Origin of the sequence: Streptomyces sp. NPDC048436, assembly GCF_043200355.1 — a bacterium.
In the GTDB taxonomy this organism is placed as follows: Bacteria; Actinomycetota; Actinomycetes; order Streptomycetales; family Streptomycetaceae; genus Streptomyces.
The window spans coordinates 625,328-646,042 of sequence record NZ_JBICXP010000003.1; the positions used below are offsets into that span (position 1 = coordinate 625,328).

A 20,715-nucleotide genomic window follows, 5' to 3' on the forward strand; every position below is an offset into this window, starting at 1 on the left:
GCACACAAAGCGATCCACAAACTGAACAGCCCACAAACTTTTCCCCGCACGAGCCTTGACCTTAAGCGTTCAACCAATCAAGACTCAGGCCCCGAACACCCGCACTGGCGCGGATGACGCATTCAGCTCTTGGCGTCGCCGGACCAGTTCCGCCTGCCCAGAGCCGCGTTCCGGAGGCCATTTCGCCATGCCTGCCACCACACGTCGTGAACTTCTGAAGCAACTGGGCGGCACCGCGGCCGCCTTCGCCTTCGTGGCCGCCGCCAGCCCGCTCGCCGCAGCCACGCCCGCCACGGCGGCTACCGGAGCCACCCGCTCCACGGACGCCCGCCGCGTCCAGCGCCTCCTCGCCCGCCTCACCCTCGACGAGAAGCTCAGCCTCGTCCACGGCGCCACCGACCCGAGAAGACTCGGCCAGGCGGGATACCTCCCCGGCATCAAACGCCTTGGCATACCGGAGCTGCGCCTGTCCGACGGACCGGCCGGGGTGAACGTCACCAGGTCGGCGACGGGCCTGCCGCCGGTCTCCACGCTCGGCGCCGCGTTCAGCCCCCGCCTCGCCCGCGAGTACGGCGCGGTGATGGGCCGCGAGGGCCGGGCCCTCGGCATGGACGTACTGCTCGCCCCGCAGATCGAGCTCTCCCGTACCCCGTTGTTCAGCCGCAACAAGGACCAGTCGGGCGAGGACCCCTATCTGAACGGTCTGATCGGCGCCGCGCAGGTCGAGGGCGTCCAGGCGCAGGGCATGCTCGCCCAGGCCAAGCACTTCATCGCCAACAACCAGCGCCTGCACGAGTTCGACCGCGAGAAGCCGGAGAACTCCTACGACTTCGTGGTCGACGACCGCACCCTGCACGAGCTGTACCTGCCCGCCTTCGAAGCCGTCGTCCGCGCCGGGGTCTCCTCGGTCATGTCGGCGTACAACCACCTCAACGGCGAGTGGAACAGCGAGAACCGCACCGTCCTCACCGACATCCTCCGCGGCGAGCTCGGCTTCAAGGGCTTCGTCACCTCGGACTGGGGCGCCACCCACTCCACCGGGGCGATCGAGGACGGTCTCGACATGCAGATGTGGGACGGGTCGTACTTCGGTGCGCCTTTGAAGAAGGCCATCCAAGGCGGCTCCATCCCCGAGGCCGCCCTGGACACGGCCGTCTCCCGCATCCTCGGCCAGTACGACGCCTTCGGCATGCTCGACGGCAGCCGGGTGCCCGCGCCCAGGTCCGTGGACGTCAGCGCGGGGGCTCGCGTGGCCCGCGAAGTCGCCACGCAGGGCGCGGTGTTGCTCGCCAACGACGGCGGCCTTCCGCTGTCCCGCGCGGCCCTGCACAGCCTCGCGCTCATCGGCCCGACCGCCGGACAGGTCGCCGTCTCGGTCTCGGGCGAGCGCGCGTACGGCTTCGAGGACCGGATGATCAGCCCGCTCGAAGCGCTGCGGCGCACGAGCAAGCGGACGATCTCCTACGAGGTCGGCGTCGATCTCACGGGGACCGCTGTGCCCGCGTCCGCGTTCCCCGAGGGCCTTACCCGCAAGGGCGGCGGCACGGACAAGGCCGTCGACTTCACGGGCAAGAGGGCGCTGCCCGTGGGGACGGCCGCCGAGTGGACCGGTACGTTCGTGCCGCCCACCAGCGGCGAGTACGCGCTGAAGATCCAGGGCTGGGGCGCCGCGGTCTCGGTGAGCCTGGACGGCAAGGAGATCGCGGCAGCGGGGGCGGCGCGCGACAGCTTCACGCGCAAGTGGTCCTCGATCGTCCCGACCACGGACGGCCTGGACAACGGACAGGCCGCGCCCGCCGAGCTGACGGGCGGCCGTGCCTACCGCGTCACGGTCAAGGCCACCGGCTGGGACGAGACAATCGCCGAACGCGGCCCGGTCCAGGTGAGGTTCGCCTGGGTGACGCCCCAGCAGCGCACGGCCTCCGTCGAGGCGGCGGTACGCCTGGCCAAGCGGGTCCATACCCCTGTCGTCTTCGCCTTCAACGGCGAGGGCGGCGCGCTCGGCGGCAGCGGCGACCTCACCACGCTCGCGCTCCCCGCCCACCAGGACGAGCTGATCGCGGCGGTCGCGGCGGCCAACCCCCGTACCGTCGTCGTCCTCAACACGGGCTGCCCGGTGACGATGCCATGGCTCGGCAAGGTCGGCAAAGGCAAGGTCGGCACCGTCCTGCACGCGGGGTACGTCGGCCAGGAAGGCGGCTGGTCGACGGCGGACCTCCTGCTCGGCCGCGCGAACCCCGGCGGCAAGGCGACGATGACCTGGCCGAAGAAGGAAGCCGACCACCCCACGCTGGACCCCGCGCACCCGGAGCGCTACTACGGCGTCGACGGCGTGGTGACGTACAGCGAGGGCATCTTCACCGGCTACCGAGGCTTCGACAAGGCGGGCATCGAGCCCCTCTTCCCCTTCGGGCACGGCCTCTCCTACACGGAGTTCGGCTACCGCGGCCTGTCCGTGGGCCGGGCGGGCACGGGCTACGAGGTGTCGTTCACGGTGACCAACCGGGGGCGGCGTACGGGCGCTGAGGTGCCGCAGGTGTACGTGGGCGCGCCGCGCGAGGCGGGCGTGGAGATGGCGGTGAAGACCCTCGCGGGCTTCGAGCGGGTCGAGCTGCGGGCGGGGGAGTCGCGCCGGGTCACGGTGCGGATCGACGGACGGCAGCTGTCGTACTGGGACACGGACGGCGCCCGTTGGGTGCGTCCGGAGGGGCGTCGCGCGGTGCTCGTGGGGGCGTCGTCGCGCGATATCCGGCTGACAGGGGCGGCCGGCTAGGGGCAGGGAACCCCTAGGCCCCGGAGTCCGCTTCGGCCGGCTCGTCCAGGCCCTTGCCGTCCACGGTGAGCGCGCGGGTGAGCCGGTCGAGGTGGGCGCGGTACAACGCCACGAAGTCCAGGCGGCCCTCGGCGACGGCCCACTGGACCTGGAGGCCGTCGGAGACGGCGAGGATCTCGCGGGCGACGCCTTCCGCGTCGATGTCGGCTCTCAACTGCCCTGATTCCGCGCAGCGTTGGAGAGTGTCCGCGAGGGCGTGGGCGACGCGTTCGTAGCGTTCGGCGAAGTAGCCGTGCGCCGGGTGCGCGGGGTCACCGGCCTCCGCCGACAGCTTCGTATAGAGCTGGATGAGGCCGGGCTGGGTGAGGTTGTACTGGGCCAGGGCGAGCACCTCCCGGAAGAGCGCGCGCACATCGTTGCCCCCGGGACCGGGACCGGGACCGGGACCGGGGCTCAGTCGTCCGAAGGTGCGGACGGTGCGGTCCTCGCGGGCCTCGAGAACCGCCATCAGGAGGCGCTGCTTCGAGCCGAAGTGGTGGGTGATGACGGTGGCGGAGGTGCCCGCCTCCGTGGCGATCTTCGCCAGGGAGGAGTTCAGATAGCCCGCCTTGGCGAAGAGGGCGAGGGCGGCGTCGATGATGGCCGCCCTGCGGGTGTCGGCGGCGGCGTACTGCCCGCTGGGGCGGTGGCGGGGGGTGGGTTGCTCCATGGGGGAGAGGCTAAGGGGAGAGATGAAGAACCCCTCCTAACGCAACCCCCGATACACCGCCCCCACCACATGCACGCTCCGCAGATCCTCCCCCGAAGTCCCGCTCCCCATCCGGTTCATCACGTACGCGTAAGCGACCCTGTTCTCCGGATCGGCGAAGGCGTAGGACCCGCCCGCGCCGCCGTGGCCGAATGCCCGCGGATTGGGCCCTGCCTGCCCGTACAGGTTCAGCATGTAGCCGAGCCCCCACTCCCACTTCTCGCCCCACGGCGTCCCCGCCGCGAGAACTACATCCCGCTCAGCAGGCTCTCCCTGCCGCGTCCGCAACTGTTCCAGTGCCGCCTCGCTCAGCAACTCCCCGCCGCCCAGAGCCGCATAGACCGTCGCGAGCCCTCGCGCGGAGGCGTGCCCATTGGCCGCGGGGATCTCGGCGCACCGATAGGCGGCACTGTTCACGTTCCCGACGGGGAGGTACCCCAGGGCGAGCGTGACGGGGGCCAGCGGATGGGCGTCGATCGACGCCACCGGCGGGTCGGGCGGCGGTGAGGAACCGAGCACACTGCGCGGGCCGCCCTCCGCGGGGGCGGCCGGTCTCACCAGGTCCGCGCACCGGCTGTGCTCACTCTCCGGAGTGCCCACGTAGACGTCCGCGCCCAGCGGCCCCGTGACCTCGCGGCGCAGGAACGTGCCGAGCGAGACCCCGGTGATGCGGCGCACCACCTCGCCCACGAGATAGCCGAAGGTCACCGCGTGGTACCCCTGCGCCGAGCCGGGCTTCCACCACGGCGGCGTCGCGGCGAGCGCCGCGCACACCTTGTCCCAGTCGTAGAGGTCCTCCGACGTCATGGGCTCGCGCGGCGCGATCACTCCGGAGCGATGGCTGAGCAGCCAGCGCACCGGGATGTCCGCCTTGCCCTCCTGTGCGAACTCCGGCCAGTACCGCGCCACCGGGGCGTCCAGATCCAGTTCGCCGCGGTCGACGAGCAGATGCGCGCAGAGCGCGGTCATCCCCTTCGTGGTGGAGTACACGTTCACCAGGGAATCGCGCTCCCACGCGCGCGTGCCCTCCTTGTCCGCGTCGCCGCCCCACAGGTCGACGACGAACTCGCCGTCGACCGTGACCGCGACGGACGCCCCGAGATCGCCGCGCTCGGCGAAGTTCCGCTCGAACTCCTCACGGACGCCCTCGAACGCGGGTGCACAGGTGCCATGGATACGCGCGGTCATGACTCTCCTCGCTCGCAGGAAGCGCCGACCCGCCCCATCCTCCCGCATGGTTGCCCACGGCACCTAGGGTCTGTCGGGGCGGCTTGTGTCCCGCGCATCAGCAATTGGACTTCTCTTCACATCCAGGTCACCGCCCCTTCCCTCATCCTTGCTCCCCTTGAAACACTTCACCCGCTCGCGTCCCTCACACCCCACACTTACGAGGTCGAAACCACCCATGCCTGAACTCAATCGGCGCCGATTCATGCAGCTCGCCGGTGGCACCGCCGCTTTCGCGAGCCTCTCGCAGAGCATCAGCCGTGCCGCCGCCCTGCCCGCCCAGCGTCGCTCCGGTTCCATCGAGGACGTCGAGCACATCGTCGTCCTGATGCAGGAAAATCGGTCCTTCGACCACTATTTCGGGACCATGAAGGGCGTACGAGGCTTCGGCGACCCGCGCCCGGTGACCCTGCCCAGCGGCAAGTCGGTCTGGCACCAGTCCGGTGGCGGCAAGGAGGTCCTGCCCTTCCACCCGGACGCCGAGGACCTCGGCATGCAGTTCATCGCGGGGCTCGACCACGACTGGGCCGGTGGCCACAGCGCCTTCAGCAACGGCAAGTACGACAACTGGATCCCCGCCAAGTCCGAGCGGACGATGGCATATCTGACGCGCGAGGACATACCGTTCCATCACGCGCTCGCCGACGCGTTCACCGTCTGCGACGACTACCACTGCTCGTTCATGGGGGCCACCGACCCCAACCGCTACTACATGCTGTCGGGCCACGTCGGCAACGACGGCAAGGGCGGCGGCCCGGTCCTCGGCAACCAGGAGGCGGGGTACGACTGGACGACGTACGCCGAGCGCCTCGAGCAGGCCGGGGTCTCCTGGAAGGTCTACCAGGACATCGGCGACGGCCTGGACGCGGCCGGACACTGGGGCTGGATCGACGACGCCTACCGCGGGAACTACGGCGACAACTCGCTCCTCTACTTCAACAAGTACCGCAACGCCAAGCCCGGCGACCCCCTCTACGACAAGGCCCGCACCGGCACGAACGTGAAGGCGGGCGACGGCTACTTCGACCTCCTGAAGGCCGACGTGAAGGCGGACAAGCTCCCCAAGATCTCCTGGGTCGCCGCGCCCGAGGCCTTCTGCGAGCACCCGAACTGGCCCGTGAACTACGGCGCCTGGTACATCGCACAGGTCCTCGATGCCCTCACCTCCAACCCCGAGGTGTGGGCCAAGACGGCGCTGTTCATCACGTACGACGAGAACGACGGCTACTTCGACCACGTCGTCCCGCCCTACGTCCCCTCCTCCGCCGACCAGGGCCTGTCCACCGTGGACACGAAGCTCGACTACTTCCCGGGCAACGCCCAGTACGCCGCCGGACACTACGGCCTCGGCCAGCGCGTCCCGATGCTCGTCGTCTCGCCGTGGAGCACCGGCGGCTACGTCAACTCGCAGGTCTTCGACCACACCTCGATCCTCCAGTTCATGGAGAAGCGCTTCGGAGTGCGGGAGACCAACATCTCGCCGTGGCGCCGCGCCATCTGCGGAGACCTCACCTCCGCCTTCGACTTCGCGGGCAAGGACATCGACCCCGCGAAGCTGCCGGACACCGACGCGTACGAGCCGCCGGACAACAAGCGCCACCCCGACTACGTGCCCAAGGCGCCCGCGCAGGCGAACCTGCCCAAGCAGGAGCCCGGCTCCCGGCCCGCGCGCCCGCTGCCGTACGTCCCGCTGGTGGACGGGGCGGGCACTCCCGCAGACGGAAAGTTCACGCTCACCTTCAGCGCGGGCGCCGCGGCGGGTGCCTGCTTCCACGTCCGCTCCGGCAACCGCACGGACGGGCCCTGGACGTACACCACGGAGGCGGGGAAGAAGATCTCCGACACCTGGAACACGGCCTACTCGAAGGGCGCGTACGACCTGTCGGTGTTCGGCCCGAACGGCTTCCTGCGCGTCTTCAAGGGACCCGGCAAGACCGCGGGCCCCGAGGTGACCGCCCGCCACGACAAGACCACCGGCAACCTCAAACTGACCCTGAGGAACGCGGGCGGCACGGACGTCAACCTCAGCGTCTCCAACGCCTACGGAGGCGCCGCCCAGACGTTCAAGGTCAAGGCGGGCGGCACCGTCGAGCACACCGTCGACCTGCGGGCGAGCAAGCGCTGGTACGACGTGAGCGTGAAGTCCGACAAGGACGGCACGTTCCTGCGCCGCCTCGCCGGGCACGTCGAGACCGGCCGCGCCGGTGTGAGCGACCCCGCGATCATCACCGCGTGAACGCCTGACGCCCTCTGCTCCGTGGGGCCCGTCGCCGGACTACAGCTCCGGCGGCGGCCCCCACGCGCCCAGGTCCGGGCGGCCCCAGGGCAGCCCGGTCCGCTCGCAGGCGAGCCGCAGCTCCTCGGGGTCGGGGACGTTCAGGCTCTCCTTGCGGATGACCTGGCCCGTCGGGGACCAGACGAGGAGCGCGTCGACGCCACCGTCGTGGTCGTCGACGCCGACACCGCCGACCGTGGGCCGCGCGTGCTCCCACTCGGCCTTCCCCTGGCCGCCGTTGGCCGCCATCCGGATGCCGCGCCCGCCGAGTACGAGGGCCGGGCGGCGGCGGTCATACATCCAGCCGCAGAGTGCGCCGGCCGCGGCACCGGCGGGGACGCCCCAGGCCGCCCAGCTCAGACCGCTGTCGAACAGATAGCGCAGCTTGAAGGCGAGTACGCCCATGACGATGACGCCCGCGAGCACGCCGGTGATGTAGTACCACTTGCGGGTTCCCCCTGGCATGCCCACCGTCACGTCGGAGGCGGGCGCGGGGGCTGCCGGGGGAGCGGCGTACGGGGACGGGGCGGGCGCGGTCGGCGTGTTCTGCGCGGTCTGTGCCGAGAGCCCTGCGAACGCCGCCGACTCGTACGCGTCCCGCTCCGGATCGCTCACCGGATAGCCCAACGCCCGCGCCTGGTCACGCAGTTCGCTGCGCGAGACCCGCAGCGCGCCGAGCGGCGCGTGCAGCAGTTCCTCGCCCCGCGTGCCGCGGAGCCGCAGCCAGGGGTGCCCTGAGCGGGTGTGCAGTTCGAGGCCGCCGATCTCCGTGCGCGGGATGCGGATCGCGCCGTGCTCGCCCTCCCAGCCCACGTGGTCGGCGCCGAGGGTGAACCGTGCCTCGGGCAGCAGCTGGTGGGGCAGGAAGCCGGGGTCCACGTCGTAGGTGTTGCTGCGCTGCTGGTCCTGGATGACGCGGTAGCCGCGCGAGCGGAGCACGGCGAGCAGTTCGTCCGGCGGGATGTCACCCGAGTAGGAGGTGGAGAGCAGGGACAGGTCGTGGCCGTAGAACTGCAGGATGAGCGAGACGCTGACCTTGCCGTCGCCCAGATCCCGGGTGAGGTCGGTGGGCACGATCCCGGCGATCGCGGACGCGGGCAGCTCCGTCGTGCCGAACCACGGGTCGCGGGCGGTGATGCCCTGCGGGCTGACGGTCCAGTGCGCGGGCGGGGTGCGCAGGACGCGGTAGAACGAACCGGCAGCCCACACCAGAACCACCATGGCGAGCGAGCTGATCAGGGCAACCCGCCCCTCGATGCCGCCGTCCGAGGGCACGATGACCGCGCCCAGACCGACAAGACCGACGACACCGAAGCCGATCCGGCGCCCCAACTTGCGGGAGCGGACGTCCGCTTCCGGCCGGGACAGCTCGATGGGGCCGACCGCTTGTGCGGGCAGTGGCCCTTCGGCGGCGGCCGAGAGCAGCGCCGCCTCGCGCCGCGAGAAGCCGGCCTCGCGCGCTGCCGCGTTGCCCTCCGGTTCACCGGGCCCGTCGAAGAGCCGCAGCGGTGCGCCGAGCCGCCGCGTGGTGATCCAGAAGGGGAACATGGCGATGGCCATGTCCTCCAGGCCCATCGCGCAGAGGTTGCCGACCTTGGTCGAGCCGTAGTCGGTGGGCGCGCGCACTTCGAGGGCCATCGCGCTCAGGAGCAGGGGGTGCTCCCGCGAGAAGGAGTACGTCTCCGTGGCCCGGCCCCCGCGCAGGCGCTGCAGGCCGGCGCCGCTCAACCGCCAGACGGTGCGCGCCCGCAGGCGCGGCCAGGCGGCGCCGAGCAGCCAGCCGAGCAGCGCGGCGGCGAGCGGCAGCAGCGTACGCAGAAGGGTGTCGTCGGCGCTCACGTACGCGAGGACGCCCGCGAAGAGCGCCGTCAGCGGTGGCATCCACCATGGCGCGAAGACGGACCTCGGCCTGTTCGACTCGATGAACGGTCCCGCGACCGAAGCCGCCAGGTCCTGTCGCGCCGCCGCCGCGCGTGCTGATGCGCGTGCTGATTCCATGCTGATGCCTCCCCGTGAGTCGCCCGAGCCTGCCGCCGAACCGAGGAGGCCGTCAAATCGCCCGCGCGCCTACCACGCGAGGCGTGACCCGGGGCTCGGTCGGCGAGTCCGACGTCACAGCACCTGCCAAAGGCTGGCGAACGCCCCCTGCCCGCGGGGTAGTGTGCGCGGGTGACGACGCATTCGAACACTCCTGCAGGCTGGTATCCGGACCCCCAGGGCGCGCCCCAGCTGCTGCGCTGGTGGGACGGTTCCCAGTGGACCCAGCACACCAGCGCGGACCAGCAGGGCGGCGGCCAGGGCCAGCAGGCCCCGCAGCAGCCCCAGCAGGTCCCGCAGCAGGCCCAACCGGCCCAGCAGCAGCCGGTCCAGCAGCAGGCGCAGCAGCATGCGCAGGCCCAGTACGGCCAGCAGCAGGGGCAGTTCGGCCAGCAGCAGGGTCAGCCCCAGGCCGCCCAGCAGCAGGCCCAGGGCCAGGGCCACTACGGTCACCCTCAGCAGGCGGCTCCGCAGGTCGACCCGGCCAGGGTGCAGCGCCAGGTCCAGCAGCAGGCCGGGGTCGCGCCCGCCGCTCAGGGCGGCGGCACGCTCTTCACCGAGCCGGTCCTTGTGGTGAACCAGAAGGCCAAGCTCATCGAGCTGACGAACGAGTACAGCGTCATGGACCAGTCGGGCAACACGCTCGGCACGGTCGTCCAGGTAGGCCAGAGCACGCTGAAGAAGGTCGCGCGCTTCGTCTCCAGCATCGACCAGTTCATGACGCACAAGCTGGAGATCCGCGACGCGTACGGCCAGCCGGTGCTCCAGCTGACCCGGCCCCGCAAGTTCATGAAGTCGCGGGTGATCGTCGAGCGCGCGGACGGGCAGCCGATCGGTGAGATCGTCCAGCAGAACATGATCGGCAAGATCAACTTCGCGATCATGGTCGACGGGCAGCAGGCCGGCGCGATCAAGGCCGAGAACTGGCGTGCCTGGAACTTCTCGATCGTCGACCACGCCGACAACGAGGTCGCCCGGATCACGAAGACCTGGGAAGGCCTCGCCAAGACGATGTTCACGACCGCGGACAACTACGTCCTGCAGATCCACTACCAGCTGCCCGAGCCGCTGCTCAGCCTTGTCGTGGCGACGGCGCTGACGGTCGACACCGCCCTGAAGCAGGATTCGCGCGGCTTCGGGTAAGGGTCTCTCCCTCTCGTACGGCATCGGCCGCGCCCTGCATCCAGGGGCGCGGCCGATGCCGGTTCTGTTGTCTGCGGGTCCGTCGTGGCTTGTCGCGCCGTTCCCCGCGCCCCTGACGGGGCGCCTCCTGCTCAGCGGTGTGACAGATGTAGTGCGGCGGGTTCCGCTTGGCCTGGAAGGGATGGCAGGAAGTCCTCCGAGGACAGCTCCGAGGGTGCCTTCGAGACCGCCTCGTCCCGCGGCGAGCGGGTCAGTACGACCACTCCGTACGCCGCGATCGCCGCGCCCCCGCCCGCGAGGAACAGCCCGCCCACGCCGCCCTGCAGCCGTTCCCCGAGGAGCGTCAGGCCGATGGCCGCGGCGGCCAGCGGGTTGGCCAGGGTGACGACGGCGAGCGGCGCCCCGAGCCCCCCGCGGTACGCGGTCTGGGACAGGAAGAGGCCTCCCACGGCGAACGCCGCGACGAGCAGCGCCACGATGATCACCTGAGGGCTGAGCAGCGGACCCGTGCGGTCCGTCGCGGCGACCGTGACGGTCTGGGTCAGCGCCGAGGCGACGCCCGATGCGAACCCGGAAGCCGTCGCGTGCCGAAGCCCCGGCCGCGCACCCGGGCGGGAGAGGACGCCGATCACGGCCATCGTGCCGCCCGCCACGGCCAGCGCCTCGGTCAGCGTCAGCGTGTCGTCGGGCGCGGGCCCGGAAGCGGTGAGCAGCAGGGCGCCGAGCCCGATGAGCGTGAGACCCGTGCCACGCCACTCCAGCGGCGTGACGCGCCGCCCCGCGAGCCGGGCGCCCAGCGGTACGGCGGCGACGAGCGTGAGCGCGCCGAGCGGCTGGACCAGGGTGAGCGGCCCGTACTTCAGGGCCGCCACGTGCAGCAGCGCCGCGGACGCGTTGAGCCCGACGGACGACCACCAGGTCCCGCTGCCGAGCAGCCGCAGGAAGCCGTCGCCGGTGCTCGTGATGCGGGCGGCCAGGCGTTCCTGGGCCACGGCGGCACAGGCGTACGCGGCTGCCGAGACGAGGGAGAGCGCGACGGCGAGGAGGGTGGCGTTCACCGGCGGACCCCCGGTGCGGCCAGCTCGCGGGCGGCGGGCGCGTGCCGTCGCACGACGAGCGAACGCGCGGGATCCGGCAGCTTGATCACGGCGAGTGCGACGCCGAGCAGCGCGGTCACCACGAGGGCGTCGAGCCAGTAGTGATTGGCGGTGCCGACGACCACGAGCAGGGTGATCAGCGGGTGCAGCAGCCACAGCCACCGCCACCGCGAGGAGGTCGCGGCGATGAGTCCGACGGCCAGCATCAGTGCCCACCCGAAGTGCAGGGACGGCATCGCGGCGAACTGGTTGGCCATCGTGTCGGTCTGCGGGGCTGCGCCGTAGACGGTCGGCCCGTACACCTGGCCGGTGTCCACGAGCCCGGTCGCCTCCAGCATCCGGGGCGGCGCGAGCGGGAAGGTCAGGTGCAGCACGAGGGCCGCCGCGGTCAGCGCGGCGAGCACCCGGCGGCTCCATACGTAGTGCCGGGGCCGGCGCAGATAGAGCCAGACCAGGAACAGCACGGTGGCCGGGAAGTGCACGGTCGCGTAGTAGGTGTTCGCGATGTGCACCAGGGTGTCGCTGCCGAGCAGCACACCTTGTACGCCGCCCTCGCCTGGCAGGTGCAGGGCGCGCTCGGCGTTCCACACGTGGTGGGCGTTGCGAAAGGCCTCATCGGTGTGGCCGTTGGCCAGCTGCCTGCCGAATTTGTAGACGAGAAAGAGTCCTACGACGAGGAGGAGCTCGCGGACGAGGGGCGGTCGGGCAGATGTGTCCGGCTCCCGGACGGCTATGTCCGGTTCCCTTTCGGCAGGCTCGGTTCGGGATTCCATCCCCCGGCCCCTTTACGTGATGACTGGGTGGTGCGGGTAGTGAGTGAGGGATCGCCCCGCTCATCGATACGTCAGTGTACCGATACGTTCGTGTACCGATACGCCAGTGTACCGATACGGAGGCGTACCGGTACACTGGCGTATCGATAGGGTCGGTCGAAGCCGACGCACCGAGGAGAAGAGTCATGACGCCGCCGGACCAGGCACCAGACGCAGAGACAGCCGACCCCGTGGGCTCGTCGCGCCGCTCCAAGCTCACGCCCGAGCGTGAGCAGGAGTTCTACGACGCCGTCCTGGACCAGCTCCGCGAGTGCGGATACGACGCCGTGACCATGGAGGGTGTGGCCTCGACCACCCGGTGCAGCAAATCCACGCTCTACCGCCAGTGGAAGACGAAGCCCCAGTTCGTGGCGGCGGCGCTGCGTGCCAACCGCTGCGTGCGCTTCGCGGGCATCGACACCGGCACGCTCGCCGGCGATCTGCGCGAGGCGGCGCGGGCCGCGGGGGAGTGGTCGAGCCGGGACAGCATGCTGGTCCAGGCGCTGAGCCACGCGGTGCTTCAGGACGAGGACCTGCGCAACGCGCTGCGCGAGGCGCTCGTGGAGCCGGAGACGCGGGCTCTGGACGAACTGGTCGAGCGGGGGGTGGCCCGGGGCGAGATCGCCGCGGACCATCCGGCGACGAAGTTCATCACGGCCCAGCTCATGGGCGTGGTCCGGGCCCGCCCGCTTCTCGAGGGCAAGTACGCGGACGAGCAGTATCTGTCCGACTTCGTGGAGGCGTGCGTGCTGCCCGCCCTGGGTCTCACCTGACCCACCTGATCGTGGACCGGAGCCCGCTGGATGACGGGCCCCGATCTGCCTGCGCCGCGCCGCACCGTGGGGACGGGGGTGGCGTGGCCAACCTTGGCCGGGCGGTCCGGAACCCTCGTGGTTCCGTCCCGCCCGGCCCTATGCGACCCGGCCCCGCGTCACACTTCCTGGCCGTTGCCGCCTCCGCCGCCCGCCGCGGCCTTGATGCCCTTGGTGATCTCGTCCATCACGGACAGCTTCGGCGACTTGTCGTTGACGTCGATGCCGAAGCGGACGATGACCATCGTGCCCTTCACGGTGGGCGAGGGGAAGGCGAGCGACTGCACATAGCCGTCGTCGCTCTTCTCCGTGACGGCCTTCCAGCGGACGAGGTAACCCTTCTCGCCTGCGACGGTGACGGCCTTGGACTCCAGCTCCTTGTGCGAGGTGATCTTGCCGTAGGTCTTGCCGCCGTAGGACTCCTTGGCGTTCAAGGCGATGTCGGCCTTGGCGGCCTTCTCGGCGGTCTTCTCCTTGTTCTTGAACCCCTCGGCGGGTCCGGCGTAGGCGCCGCCCCGGGAGCAGGTCTTGGAGGCTTCCCTCGGGCAGGGGTAGGGGCCCGTCGTCACCGAGGCGCCGCCCTTCGGGCCCGACGTGCCGGTCCACTCGTCGGGCACGGGCATGCTGATGCCGCTGAGGATGTCGGTGGCGTACCCCTCCTCGCTGGGCGGCGAGGCGGAGGGGCCGCCGGGGGGCTGGGAGGACTCGGGGTCCTTGGGGTCCTGCGGGTCCTGGGGCGCGCCGGGCTTCGACGGGGCGGAGCTCGCGGGGGGTTTGGCGGCGTTGTCGTTGTCGCCGTCCCCGCTGTCATCGGCGGTCAGGAAGTAGACGCCGCCGCCGATACCGGCCAGGACGACGAGGGCCACACCTACGGCGATTCCCGTACGGAGGCCGCGCCGCTGGGCGGTGGGCTGTTCCGGGTAGGCGGGGTAGCCCGGGTAGGCGGCCGGGGCGCTTACCGGTGCGCCTGCCGGGGCGGTGGGCGGATAGGCCGGGGGAGCCGCCGGGGCGGAGCCCACCGCGCGGACCTGGTCGGTCCATATGGTCCCGTCCCACCAACGCTCGGTACGGGGGCCGTCGGTTATCTGTCCGGGGTCGGGGTACCAGCCGGGAGGGGTTACCTGGGTCATGGGCGTCAGGGTATGAGTATTCGGTGAAAGGCGGATGAGAGGGGGCTGTTAGCGGGGCCATTGCTCGCCGGGGCCCGGTGTACTCGCCCCAGGGGAAGCCAAGTTCAGCGGCTCCTGCCATGCTCACCGCGTCCGCCCGTCTACTGTCCCCGGCCGTCCACCACCAGCCGCGCGGGCCCGCTGCCGCCCCTCTGCTCAGGTACCCGCACGCCGCTCCGCCCCGGAGTGAGCGACCCCAGCACGCTCGGATGCCGGGCCCCGGTGCTCTCCGGGACCGTCCCCGGAAGGCCGTGCGCCGTCAGGAAGCCGAGCACGGCGAACGCGTACGCCTCCTTCGCGGCGGACGAGAGCCCGAGCTCATCGGAGGTGCGCAGCGGAATCCCGGCCCCCAACTCGGCCCGCAGGAACGCCATCAGCGTCGGATTGCGCGTGCCGCCGCCGGAGACGATGACCTCGGATGCGCCGACCGAGCGGACGGCGTCGGCGACCGTGCGGGCGGTCAGCCGGGTGAGCGTGGCGATGACGTCTTCGGGGGCCAGGGCCTCGTATCCGCTGAGGGCCGTTCGCAGATAGGGCAGGTGGAAGAGTTCCTTGCCGGTGGTCTTGGGTGCGGGCAGCGCGTAGTACGGCTCGCGCAGCAGCCCGGCCAGCAGCCCTTCGTCGACCGTGCCGCGCGCGGCCATCTCGCCGTCGAGGTCGTACGTGAGCCGCTCCCGCGTCAGTTCGCGTACGGCGACGTCGATGAGGGCGTTGGCGGGTCCCGTGTCGAAGGCGGTGCCGTCCGGGGCGGTGATGTTGGCGATGCCGCCGAGGTTCAGCGCGGCGGGGGCGCCGGGCCTGCCGCGCAGCCACATCTGGTCGACGATGCTGACCAGGGGCGCGCCCTGGCCGCCGGCGGCGATGTCACGGGGGCGGAAGTCGCTGACGACCGGCAGCCCCGTCGCCTCGGCGATCCACGCGGGCTGCCCGATCTGCAGGGTGCCGCGCGCCTGGCCGTCCTCCACCCAGTGGTAGACCGTCTGCCCGTGCGAGGCGACCAACTCGGCGCGTCCGTCGCACAGTTCCCGGTCGGCCTCGGCCGCGGCCGAGGCGAAGGCCTGCCCGATGCGGGTGTCGAGGCGGCAGACGTCCGCAAGTGTGGTGGCGGCGGGCGGCAGCGCGGCGCCCAGCGCTTCTCTCAGCGACTCGTCATACCCGCGGGTGATGAGACCCAGCGGGGAGAGCAGCAGCCGGTCGCCGTCGATCGTCAGGTCGGCCGCCGCCGCGTCGATGGCGTCGTACGAAGTCCCCGACATCAGCCCGATTACGCGCACGTGCCGCCCCTCTCGCTCTCCTCACCAGTGCGTTTGATCATCGCAGCGATGACGGGGCACGCGCACTCGCACGTACGATCCAGTTCTGGTCGCGGAACCGGCAGAGGGGGCGACTTGTCCATGTCCACCACGGGATCGCCCGGCCCACGCCCGAAAACGCACCGCACGAACCTCACCCGAATCGACTGCACCCGAACCGGCGGCACCCGAACCGGTGGCACTCGAATCGACAGCACCTGAACCGACGGCACCTGGAGCGGATCGGCCGCCGCCGCCCGCTCGTCCCGTCCCTGCCGCGCGACGAGGCGCGGGCCTCGGCCCCGGCGGTCAGCCGTCCTCCCGTCCCGTCGACAACACCAATCCCCGGCACACCGCGGGGCTGCCCCACGCGCCCCGGAGCGCCCGTGCCTTCGTCAGCCACAGTGACAAGTCGTACTCCGCCGTGTAACCGATCGCGCCGTGCAGTTGCAGTGCCGCCCGCGCCGCGCCGTACGCTGCTTCGCTCGCCGCTGCCTTTGCCGCCGCGACGTCTGCTCTCCGCATCGTCAACGCCGCCCCGTACAGCAGCGGTCGGGCGAACTCCAGGGCTATCAGGACGTCCGCCAAGCGGTGCTTGACCGCCTGGAAGCCGCCGATCGGGGTGCCGAACTGGGTGCGCTGCTTGACGTACGCGACTGTCTTGTCCAGCAGGGCGAGTCCGACGCCCAGTGCCTGCGCGGCCGTCGCGAGCGAGGCCCAGGTGGCCGCGTACCTGGCGGACTCCGTCACCGCCGGGCCCGCTGCCAGGAGTTCGCCGCCGGGCCGCAGGCGTGCGAGGCGTCGCGTCGGGTCCAGGGATCGCTCCACGCGCGCCTGCCCGGCGGACAGGCGTAGTTCCGCGTCCTCGGCGCTCAGGCGTAGCGTCGCCGCGTCCGCGTCCAGCGCGAACGGGCCCCCTTCGGGGAGGGTGAGTGTCGCGATGGCATCCCCTGAGGCCAGGGGAGGGAGCAGTCGCTTGGCCGGGGCCGCATCGCCGAGCTCTGCCAAGCGGCCGAGCAGCGCGGCCACCGCCACCGTCTCGACCACCGGACCCGGCACGGCATGCCGCCCCAACTCGACGTACGACAGGGCTACTTCGACCGGGAGCGGCCCCACCCCCTCGTACTCCTCCGGGACTGCGAGCGCGAACACGCCCGCTTCCGCGAGGCGCCCCCATGCCGCCCGCCCCAGGGCCTGGTCCCCCGCGGCCCAGGCCCGCGCCGCCGCCGGAGTGTCCGCCGCCGTCAGCATCGCGTCGAGCGAGCGCGTGAACTCGCGCTGCTCGTCGTCGAGGAGGAACCTCATCAGCGCCGTCCCTTCGGCAGGCCGAGCAGCCGCTCGGCGATGATGTCGCGCTGGATCTCGTTCGTGCCCGCGTAGATGGGACCGGCGAGCGAGAAGATGTACCCCTCCGCCCACTCGCAACCGGCACCGTCGCCGCCCGTCAACTCGCCCTCCGGGCCCAGGAGATCCAGCGCCGTCTCGTGCAGCGCGATGTCGTACTCGGACCAGAAGACCTTGTTCAGGCTCGACTCGGCGCCGATCGTCTCGCCCGCGGCGAAGCGCGACGCGTTGGCCCAGGTGAACAGCTGGTAGGCGCGCGCCCCGATCACGGCGTCTGCCACCCGGTCGCGCAGCGCCGTGTCCGCGGGGTCGCCGTGCGCGTGCCACTGCCGCACCAGACGGTCGGCCGTGGCGACGAAGCGGCCGGGTGAACGCAGGGTCAGGCCACGCTCGTTGCCGGTCGTCGACATGGCGATCCGCCAGCCCTGGCCGGGCTCGCCGATCACGTCCTCGTCCGGTACGAAGACGTCGTCGAGGAAGAGCTCCGCGAAGGCGGGCTTGCCGTCCAGGCGGCCGATGGGGCGGACGGTCACGCCGTCCGCGTCGAGCGGGAACATCAGATACGTCAGGCCCCGGTGCGGCTTGACCTTGCCGGTCTGGTTGCTCCCGTTGCCCTCGTCGCTCCCCTCACTCCCCTCACTCCCCTTACTCCCGTTGCTCTCGTGCGGACCGCTGCGGAAGAGGCCGAAGGCGCGGTCGGCGAACGCGGCCCGCGAAGACCACGTCTTCTGCCCGCTGATCAGCCAACCGCCCTCCGTGCGGCGCGCGGTGGAGCGCAGAGAGGCCAGGTCCGAGCCCGACTCCGGCTCCGACCAGGCCTGCGCCCAGATCACCTCGCCGCGCGCCATCGGCGGCAGCACCCGCGCACGCTGCTCGTCGGTCCCGAAGTCGAAGAGGGTCGGCGCGAGGAGGTTGATGCCGTTCTGCGAGACCCGGCCGGGGCCGCCCGCGGCGAAGTACTCCTCCTCGAACACCAGCCACTTGACGATGTCGACGCCCTGCCCGCCGTACTCCTCGGGCCAGGAGACCACCGACCAGCGGTCGGCCGCGAGCTCGCCCTCCCAGGCGCGATGGGCCGCGAAACCCTCCCGGGTCTCCAGCGACGGCAGCGGCTCATCCGGCACATGCCCGGCGAGCCAGGCGCGCGCCCGCTGCCTGAACTCCTCTTCCCCGGCGGTGAAGTCGAGGTCCATCAATGCCCACCTCTTCGGTCGGATCTTCCCCAGCGGTCTTCCCTAACAAGTGTTTGGTAGATTACCCTGAGGTGAGTCAGTCGTCGAGAGCTGAGGAGGCCGGGGCATGGACGCACCAGACGCACCCACGTATGTGCCGGGGCATGGTCTGCTCGCGGGCCGCACGGCCGTCATCACCGCCGCGGCCGGAGCCGGCATCGGCGGCGCCACCGCCCGCCGTTTCCTGGAGGAGGGCGCGCGCATCGTCATAGGCGACGCCCACCCGCGCCGCACGAAGGAGACGGTGGAGGCGCTGACCGGGGAGTTCGGCGCCGGCCGAGTCGACGGGACGCCGTGCGACGTCACGGACGAAGCCCAGGTCCAGGCTCTCTACGACCTGGCGGAGCAGCGCCACGGCGGCCTCGACATCGTCGTGAACAACGCGGGACTCGGTGGCACCGCCGAGCTCACCGAGATGACCGACGAGCAGTGGGACAAGGTCATGGACGTCACGCTGAACGGCACGTTCCGCTCCCTCAGAGCCGCCCTGCGCCGCATGCGCGCCGCCGGCCGCGGCGGCGTGATCGTGAACAACGCCTCCGTGCTCGGCTGGCGAGCCCAGGCAGGCCAGGCGCACTACGCCGCGGCGAAGGCAGGCGTCATGGCCCTCACCCGCTGCGCCGCCGTCGAAGCCGCGCCCCACGGCATACGGATCAACGCGGTGTCGCCCAGCCTCGCCATGCACCCGCACCTCGCCAAGGTCACCTCGCCCGAGCTCCTCGAAGAGCTCACCGCGCGCGAGGCGTTCGGGCGCCACGCCGAGCCCTGGGAGATAGCCAACGTCATCGTCTTCCTGGCCGGTGACTACTCCTCGTACATGACGGGGGAGACGGTCTCTGTCAGCAACCAGCACGCCTAGGCGGAGAATGACCGTGTGCCGAAACCGAAGCAGACCAGCAAGAAGGCCCCGGTGAGCCCCTCACCCGAGCGCCGCAAAGAACTCCTCGCCATCGCGGCCGACGTCTTCGCCGAACAGGGGTACAACGCGACCACGGTCCGCAAGATCGCGGACGCCGCGGGCATGCTCGCCGGCAGCCTCTACTACCACTTCGATTCCAAGGAGTCGATGCTCGAAGAGATCCTCTCCACCTTCCTCACCGAGCTGTGGGACGGGTACGACACCGTGCTCCAGTCGCAGCTCGACCCCCGCGAAACCCTTGAGGCGCTCGTCACCGAGTCCTTCCGGGAGATCGACCGGCACCGCTCGGCCGTGGCCATCTACCAGAAGGAGTCCAGACATCTGGTCGCACAGGCGCGCTTCCAGTACCTCGCCGACTCGCAGCAGCGCTTCGAGAAGGCGTGGCTGACGACGCTGGAGCGCGGCGTCGCGGAGAGCGTCTTCCGCGACGACCTGGACGTCCGGCTCGCCTACCGCTTCGTGCGCGACACCGTCTGGGTCGCCGCGTCCTGGTACCGCCCCGGGGGCGGCCACAGCCCCGAGGAGATCGCCCGCCAGTACCTGTCGATGGTCCTGGACGGCATCGCCGTACGCACGTAGGAGGCGCGTCGTCACCCCGGCGACCGCACCGACCGAGGAGCACGAGGAGTACGCAGTCATGGCCGAGGCCTACATCGTCGAAGCGGTCCGCACTCCCGTCGGCAGGCGCAAGGGGGGCCTCTCGGCCGTCCACCCCGCCGACCTGGGAGCCCATGTCCTGAAGGCACTCGTCGAGCGCACCGGCGTCGACCCCGCCGCCGTCGAGGACGTCGTCTTCGGCTGTCTGGACACGGTCGGACCGCAGGCCGGGGACATCGCCCGCACCTCCTGGCTGGCGGCAGGACTGCCCGAGGAGGTGCCAGGCGTGACGATCGACCGGCAGTGCGGATCCTCCCAGCAGGCCGTGCACTTCGCGGCGCAGGGTGTCCTGTCCGGCACCCAGGACCTCGTTGTCGCGGGCGGCACCCAGAACATGTCGATGATCCCCATCGCGTTCGCCTCCCGGCAGGCCGCCGAACCGCTCGGCCTCACCGAAGGCCCGTTCGCGGGCAGCGAGGGCTGGCGCGCCCGCTACGGCGACCGGCCCGTCAACCAGTTTTACGGCGCCCAGCTGATCGCGGAGAAGTGGGGTATCACCCGCCGTGACATGGAGGAGTTCGCCCTCCGCTCGCACCAGCGGGCCGTCCGCGCGATCGACGAGGGCCGCTTCGACCGCGAACTGGCCGCCTATGGAGACGTGACCACCGACGAGGGCCCGCGTCGCGACACGACCCTGGAGAAGATGGCGGGCCTCAAGCCCGTCCTGGACGAGGGCACCATCACGGCGGCCTGCTCCTCGCAGGTGTCGGACGGCGCCGCCGCCATGCTCATAGCGAGCGAACGGGCCGTGCGGGAACACGGGTTGACGCCCCGCGCCCGTATCCATCACCTCTCGGTGCGCGGCGAGGACCCGATCCGGATGCTGTCCGCGCCGATCCCCGCCACCGCGTACGCCCTCAAGAAGACCGGCATGAGCATCGGCGACATCGACCTCGTCGAGATCAACGAAGCTTTCGCGCCCGTTGCCCTCGCCTGGCTGAAGGAGACGGGAGCCGACCCGGAGAAGGTCAACGTCAACGGCGGCGCGATAGCCCTCGGCCACCCACTCGGCGCGACCGGCGTCAAGTTGATGACGACGCTCCTGCACGAACTGGAGCGCACCGGCGGCCGGTTCGGCCTCCAGACCATGTGCGAAGGCGGCGGCCAGGCGAACGTCACCGTCATCGAGCGCCTCTGACCGCGTCCAGTTCCTGGCCCGTCCCTCACCCCTTGCGGCA

At 71.2% G+C, this 20,715-nt stretch carries 16 protein-coding genes; 7 read left to right on the forward strand and 9 right to left on the reverse strand.

What is annotated here, in order from left to right; genetic code table 11:
• Window positions 1–187: 187 nt before the first annotated feature.
• Entirely contained in the window at window positions 188–2,773 is a 2,586-nt protein-coding gene (locus ACGFX9_RS13775; RefSeq protein ID WP_393469832.1) for a beta-glucosidase, read from the forward strand.
• A 13-nt stretch (window positions 2,774–2,786) separates the two neighbouring features.
• On the opposite strand, the gene ACGFX9_RS13780 is transcribed toward ACGFX9_RS13775, so the two are convergent.
• Both ACGFX9_RS13780 and ACGFX9_RS13785 read right to left on the reverse strand, forming a co-directional pair.
• Entirely contained in the window at window positions 2,787–3,482 is a 696-nt protein-coding gene (locus tag ACGFX9_RS13780; RefSeq protein ID WP_393469835.1) for a TetR/AcrR family transcriptional regulator, read from the reverse strand.
• Window positions 3,483–3,518: 36 nt separating this feature from the next.
• On the reverse strand, window positions 3,519–4,709 hold the full coding sequence (locus tag ACGFX9_RS13785) for a serine hydrolase domain-containing protein (RefSeq protein WP_393469837.1): 1,191 nt from the start codon (window positions 4,707–4,709) through the stop codon (window positions 3,519–3,521).
• Window positions 4,710–4,926: 217 nt separating this feature from the next.
• Between ACGFX9_RS13785 and ACGFX9_RS13790 the strand changes: the two genes are divergently transcribed.
• Window positions 4,927–6,984, forward strand: a complete 2,058-nt coding sequence (locus ACGFX9_RS13790) for a phosphocholine-specific phospholipase C (RefSeq protein ID WP_393469838.1) — start codon at window positions 4,927–4,929, stop codon at window positions 6,982–6,984.
• Between the two features lie 39 nt (window positions 6,985–7,023).
• Here ACGFX9_RS13790 and ACGFX9_RS13795 read toward each other — a convergent pair whose 3' ends face one another.
• Window positions 7,024–9,021, reverse strand: coding sequence for a hypothetical protein (locus tag ACGFX9_RS13795; protein ID WP_393469840.1), 1,998 nt, complete (start codon window positions 9,019–9,021; stop codon window positions 7,024–7,026).
• A gap of 171 nt (window positions 9,022–9,192) precedes the next feature.
• Here ACGFX9_RS13795 and ACGFX9_RS13800 point away from each other — a divergent pair, with 171 nt between their 5' ends.
• Window positions 9,193–10,203, forward strand: coding sequence for a phospholipid scramblase-related protein (locus tag ACGFX9_RS13800; protein ID WP_393469842.1), 1,011 nt, complete (start codon window positions 9,193–9,195; stop codon window positions 10,201–10,203).
• 131 nt (window positions 10,204–10,334) lie between these two features.
• Here the strand turns inward: ACGFX9_RS13800 and ACGFX9_RS13805 are convergent, their stop codons facing one another.
• Both ACGFX9_RS13805 and ACGFX9_RS13810 read right to left on the reverse strand, forming a co-directional pair.
• Window positions 10,335–11,261 carry a DMT family transporter gene (locus ACGFX9_RS13805; protein WP_393469843.1) on the reverse strand — a complete coding sequence of 309 codons (927 nt, stop codon included), beginning with the start codon at window positions 11,259–11,261 and terminating at the stop codon, window positions 10,335–10,337.
• Window positions 11,258–12,073 carry a phosphatase PAP2 family protein gene (locus ACGFX9_RS13810; protein WP_393469846.1) on the reverse strand — a complete coding sequence of 272 codons (816 nt, stop codon included), beginning with the start codon at window positions 12,071–12,073 and terminating at the stop codon, window positions 11,258–11,260. The genes ACGFX9_RS13805 and ACGFX9_RS13810 overlap by 4 nt, the downstream gene beginning before the upstream one ends.
• Before the next feature lie 185 nt (window positions 12,074–12,258).
• Between ACGFX9_RS13810 and ACGFX9_RS13815 the strand changes: the two genes are divergently transcribed.
• Window positions 12,259–12,885 carry a TetR/AcrR family transcriptional regulator C-terminal ligand-binding domain-containing protein gene (locus tag ACGFX9_RS13815; RefSeq protein ID WP_393469849.1) on the forward strand — a complete coding sequence of 209 codons (627 nt, stop codon included), beginning with the start codon at window positions 12,259–12,261 and terminating at the stop codon, window positions 12,883–12,885.
• A gap of 158 nt (window positions 12,886–13,043) precedes the next feature.
• On the opposite strand, the gene ACGFX9_RS13820 is transcribed toward ACGFX9_RS13815, so the two are convergent.
• From ACGFX9_RS13820 to ACGFX9_RS13835, 4 genes are all read right to left on the reverse strand, one after another.
• Entirely contained in the window at window positions 13,044–14,054 is a 1,011-nt protein-coding gene (locus ACGFX9_RS13820; protein ID WP_393469853.1) for a DUF2510 domain-containing protein, read from the reverse strand.
• 140 nt (window positions 14,055–14,194) lie between these two features.
• A complete protein-coding gene (locus ACGFX9_RS13825) occupies window positions 14,195–15,367 on the reverse strand; it encodes an anhydro-N-acetylmuramic acid kinase (RefSeq protein WP_393469856.1) in 1,173 nt (390 codons plus the stop codon).
• A gap of 327 nt (window positions 15,368–15,694) precedes the next feature.
• On the reverse strand, window positions 15,695–16,690 hold the full coding sequence (locus tag ACGFX9_RS13830) for an acyl-CoA dehydrogenase family protein (protein ID WP_393469859.1): 996 nt from the start codon (window positions 16,688–16,690) through the stop codon (window positions 15,695–15,697).
• Window positions 16,690–17,922: an acyl-CoA dehydrogenase family protein gene (locus ACGFX9_RS13835; protein ID WP_393469862.1), complete on the reverse strand. Its 1,233-nt coding sequence runs from the start codon at window positions 17,920–17,922 to the stop codon at window positions 16,690–16,692. The genes ACGFX9_RS13830 and ACGFX9_RS13835 overlap by 1 nt, the downstream gene beginning before the upstream one ends.
• A gap of 106 nt (window positions 17,923–18,028) precedes the next feature.
• Between ACGFX9_RS13835 and ACGFX9_RS13840 the strand changes: the two genes are divergently transcribed.
• From ACGFX9_RS13840 to ACGFX9_RS13850, 3 genes are read left to right on the forward strand one after another with little or no spacing between them, the layout of a single operon-like run.
• A complete protein-coding gene (locus tag ACGFX9_RS13840) occupies window positions 18,029–18,820 on the forward strand; it encodes an SDR family oxidoreductase (protein WP_393469865.1) in 792 nt (263 codons plus the stop codon).
• 51 nt (window positions 18,821–18,871) lie between these two features.
• Window positions 18,872–19,459, forward strand: a complete 588-nt coding sequence (locus ACGFX9_RS13845) for a TetR/AcrR family transcriptional regulator (RefSeq protein ID WP_393470497.1) — start codon at window positions 18,872–18,874, stop codon at window positions 19,457–19,459.
• A gap of 58 nt (window positions 19,460–19,517) precedes the next feature.
• Window positions 19,518–20,675 carry an acetyl-CoA C-acetyltransferase gene (locus tag ACGFX9_RS13850; protein ID WP_393469868.1) on the forward strand — a complete coding sequence of 386 codons (1,158 nt, stop codon included), beginning with the start codon at window positions 19,518–19,520 and terminating at the stop codon, window positions 20,673–20,675.
• Window positions 20,676–20,715: the final 40 nt, after the last annotated feature.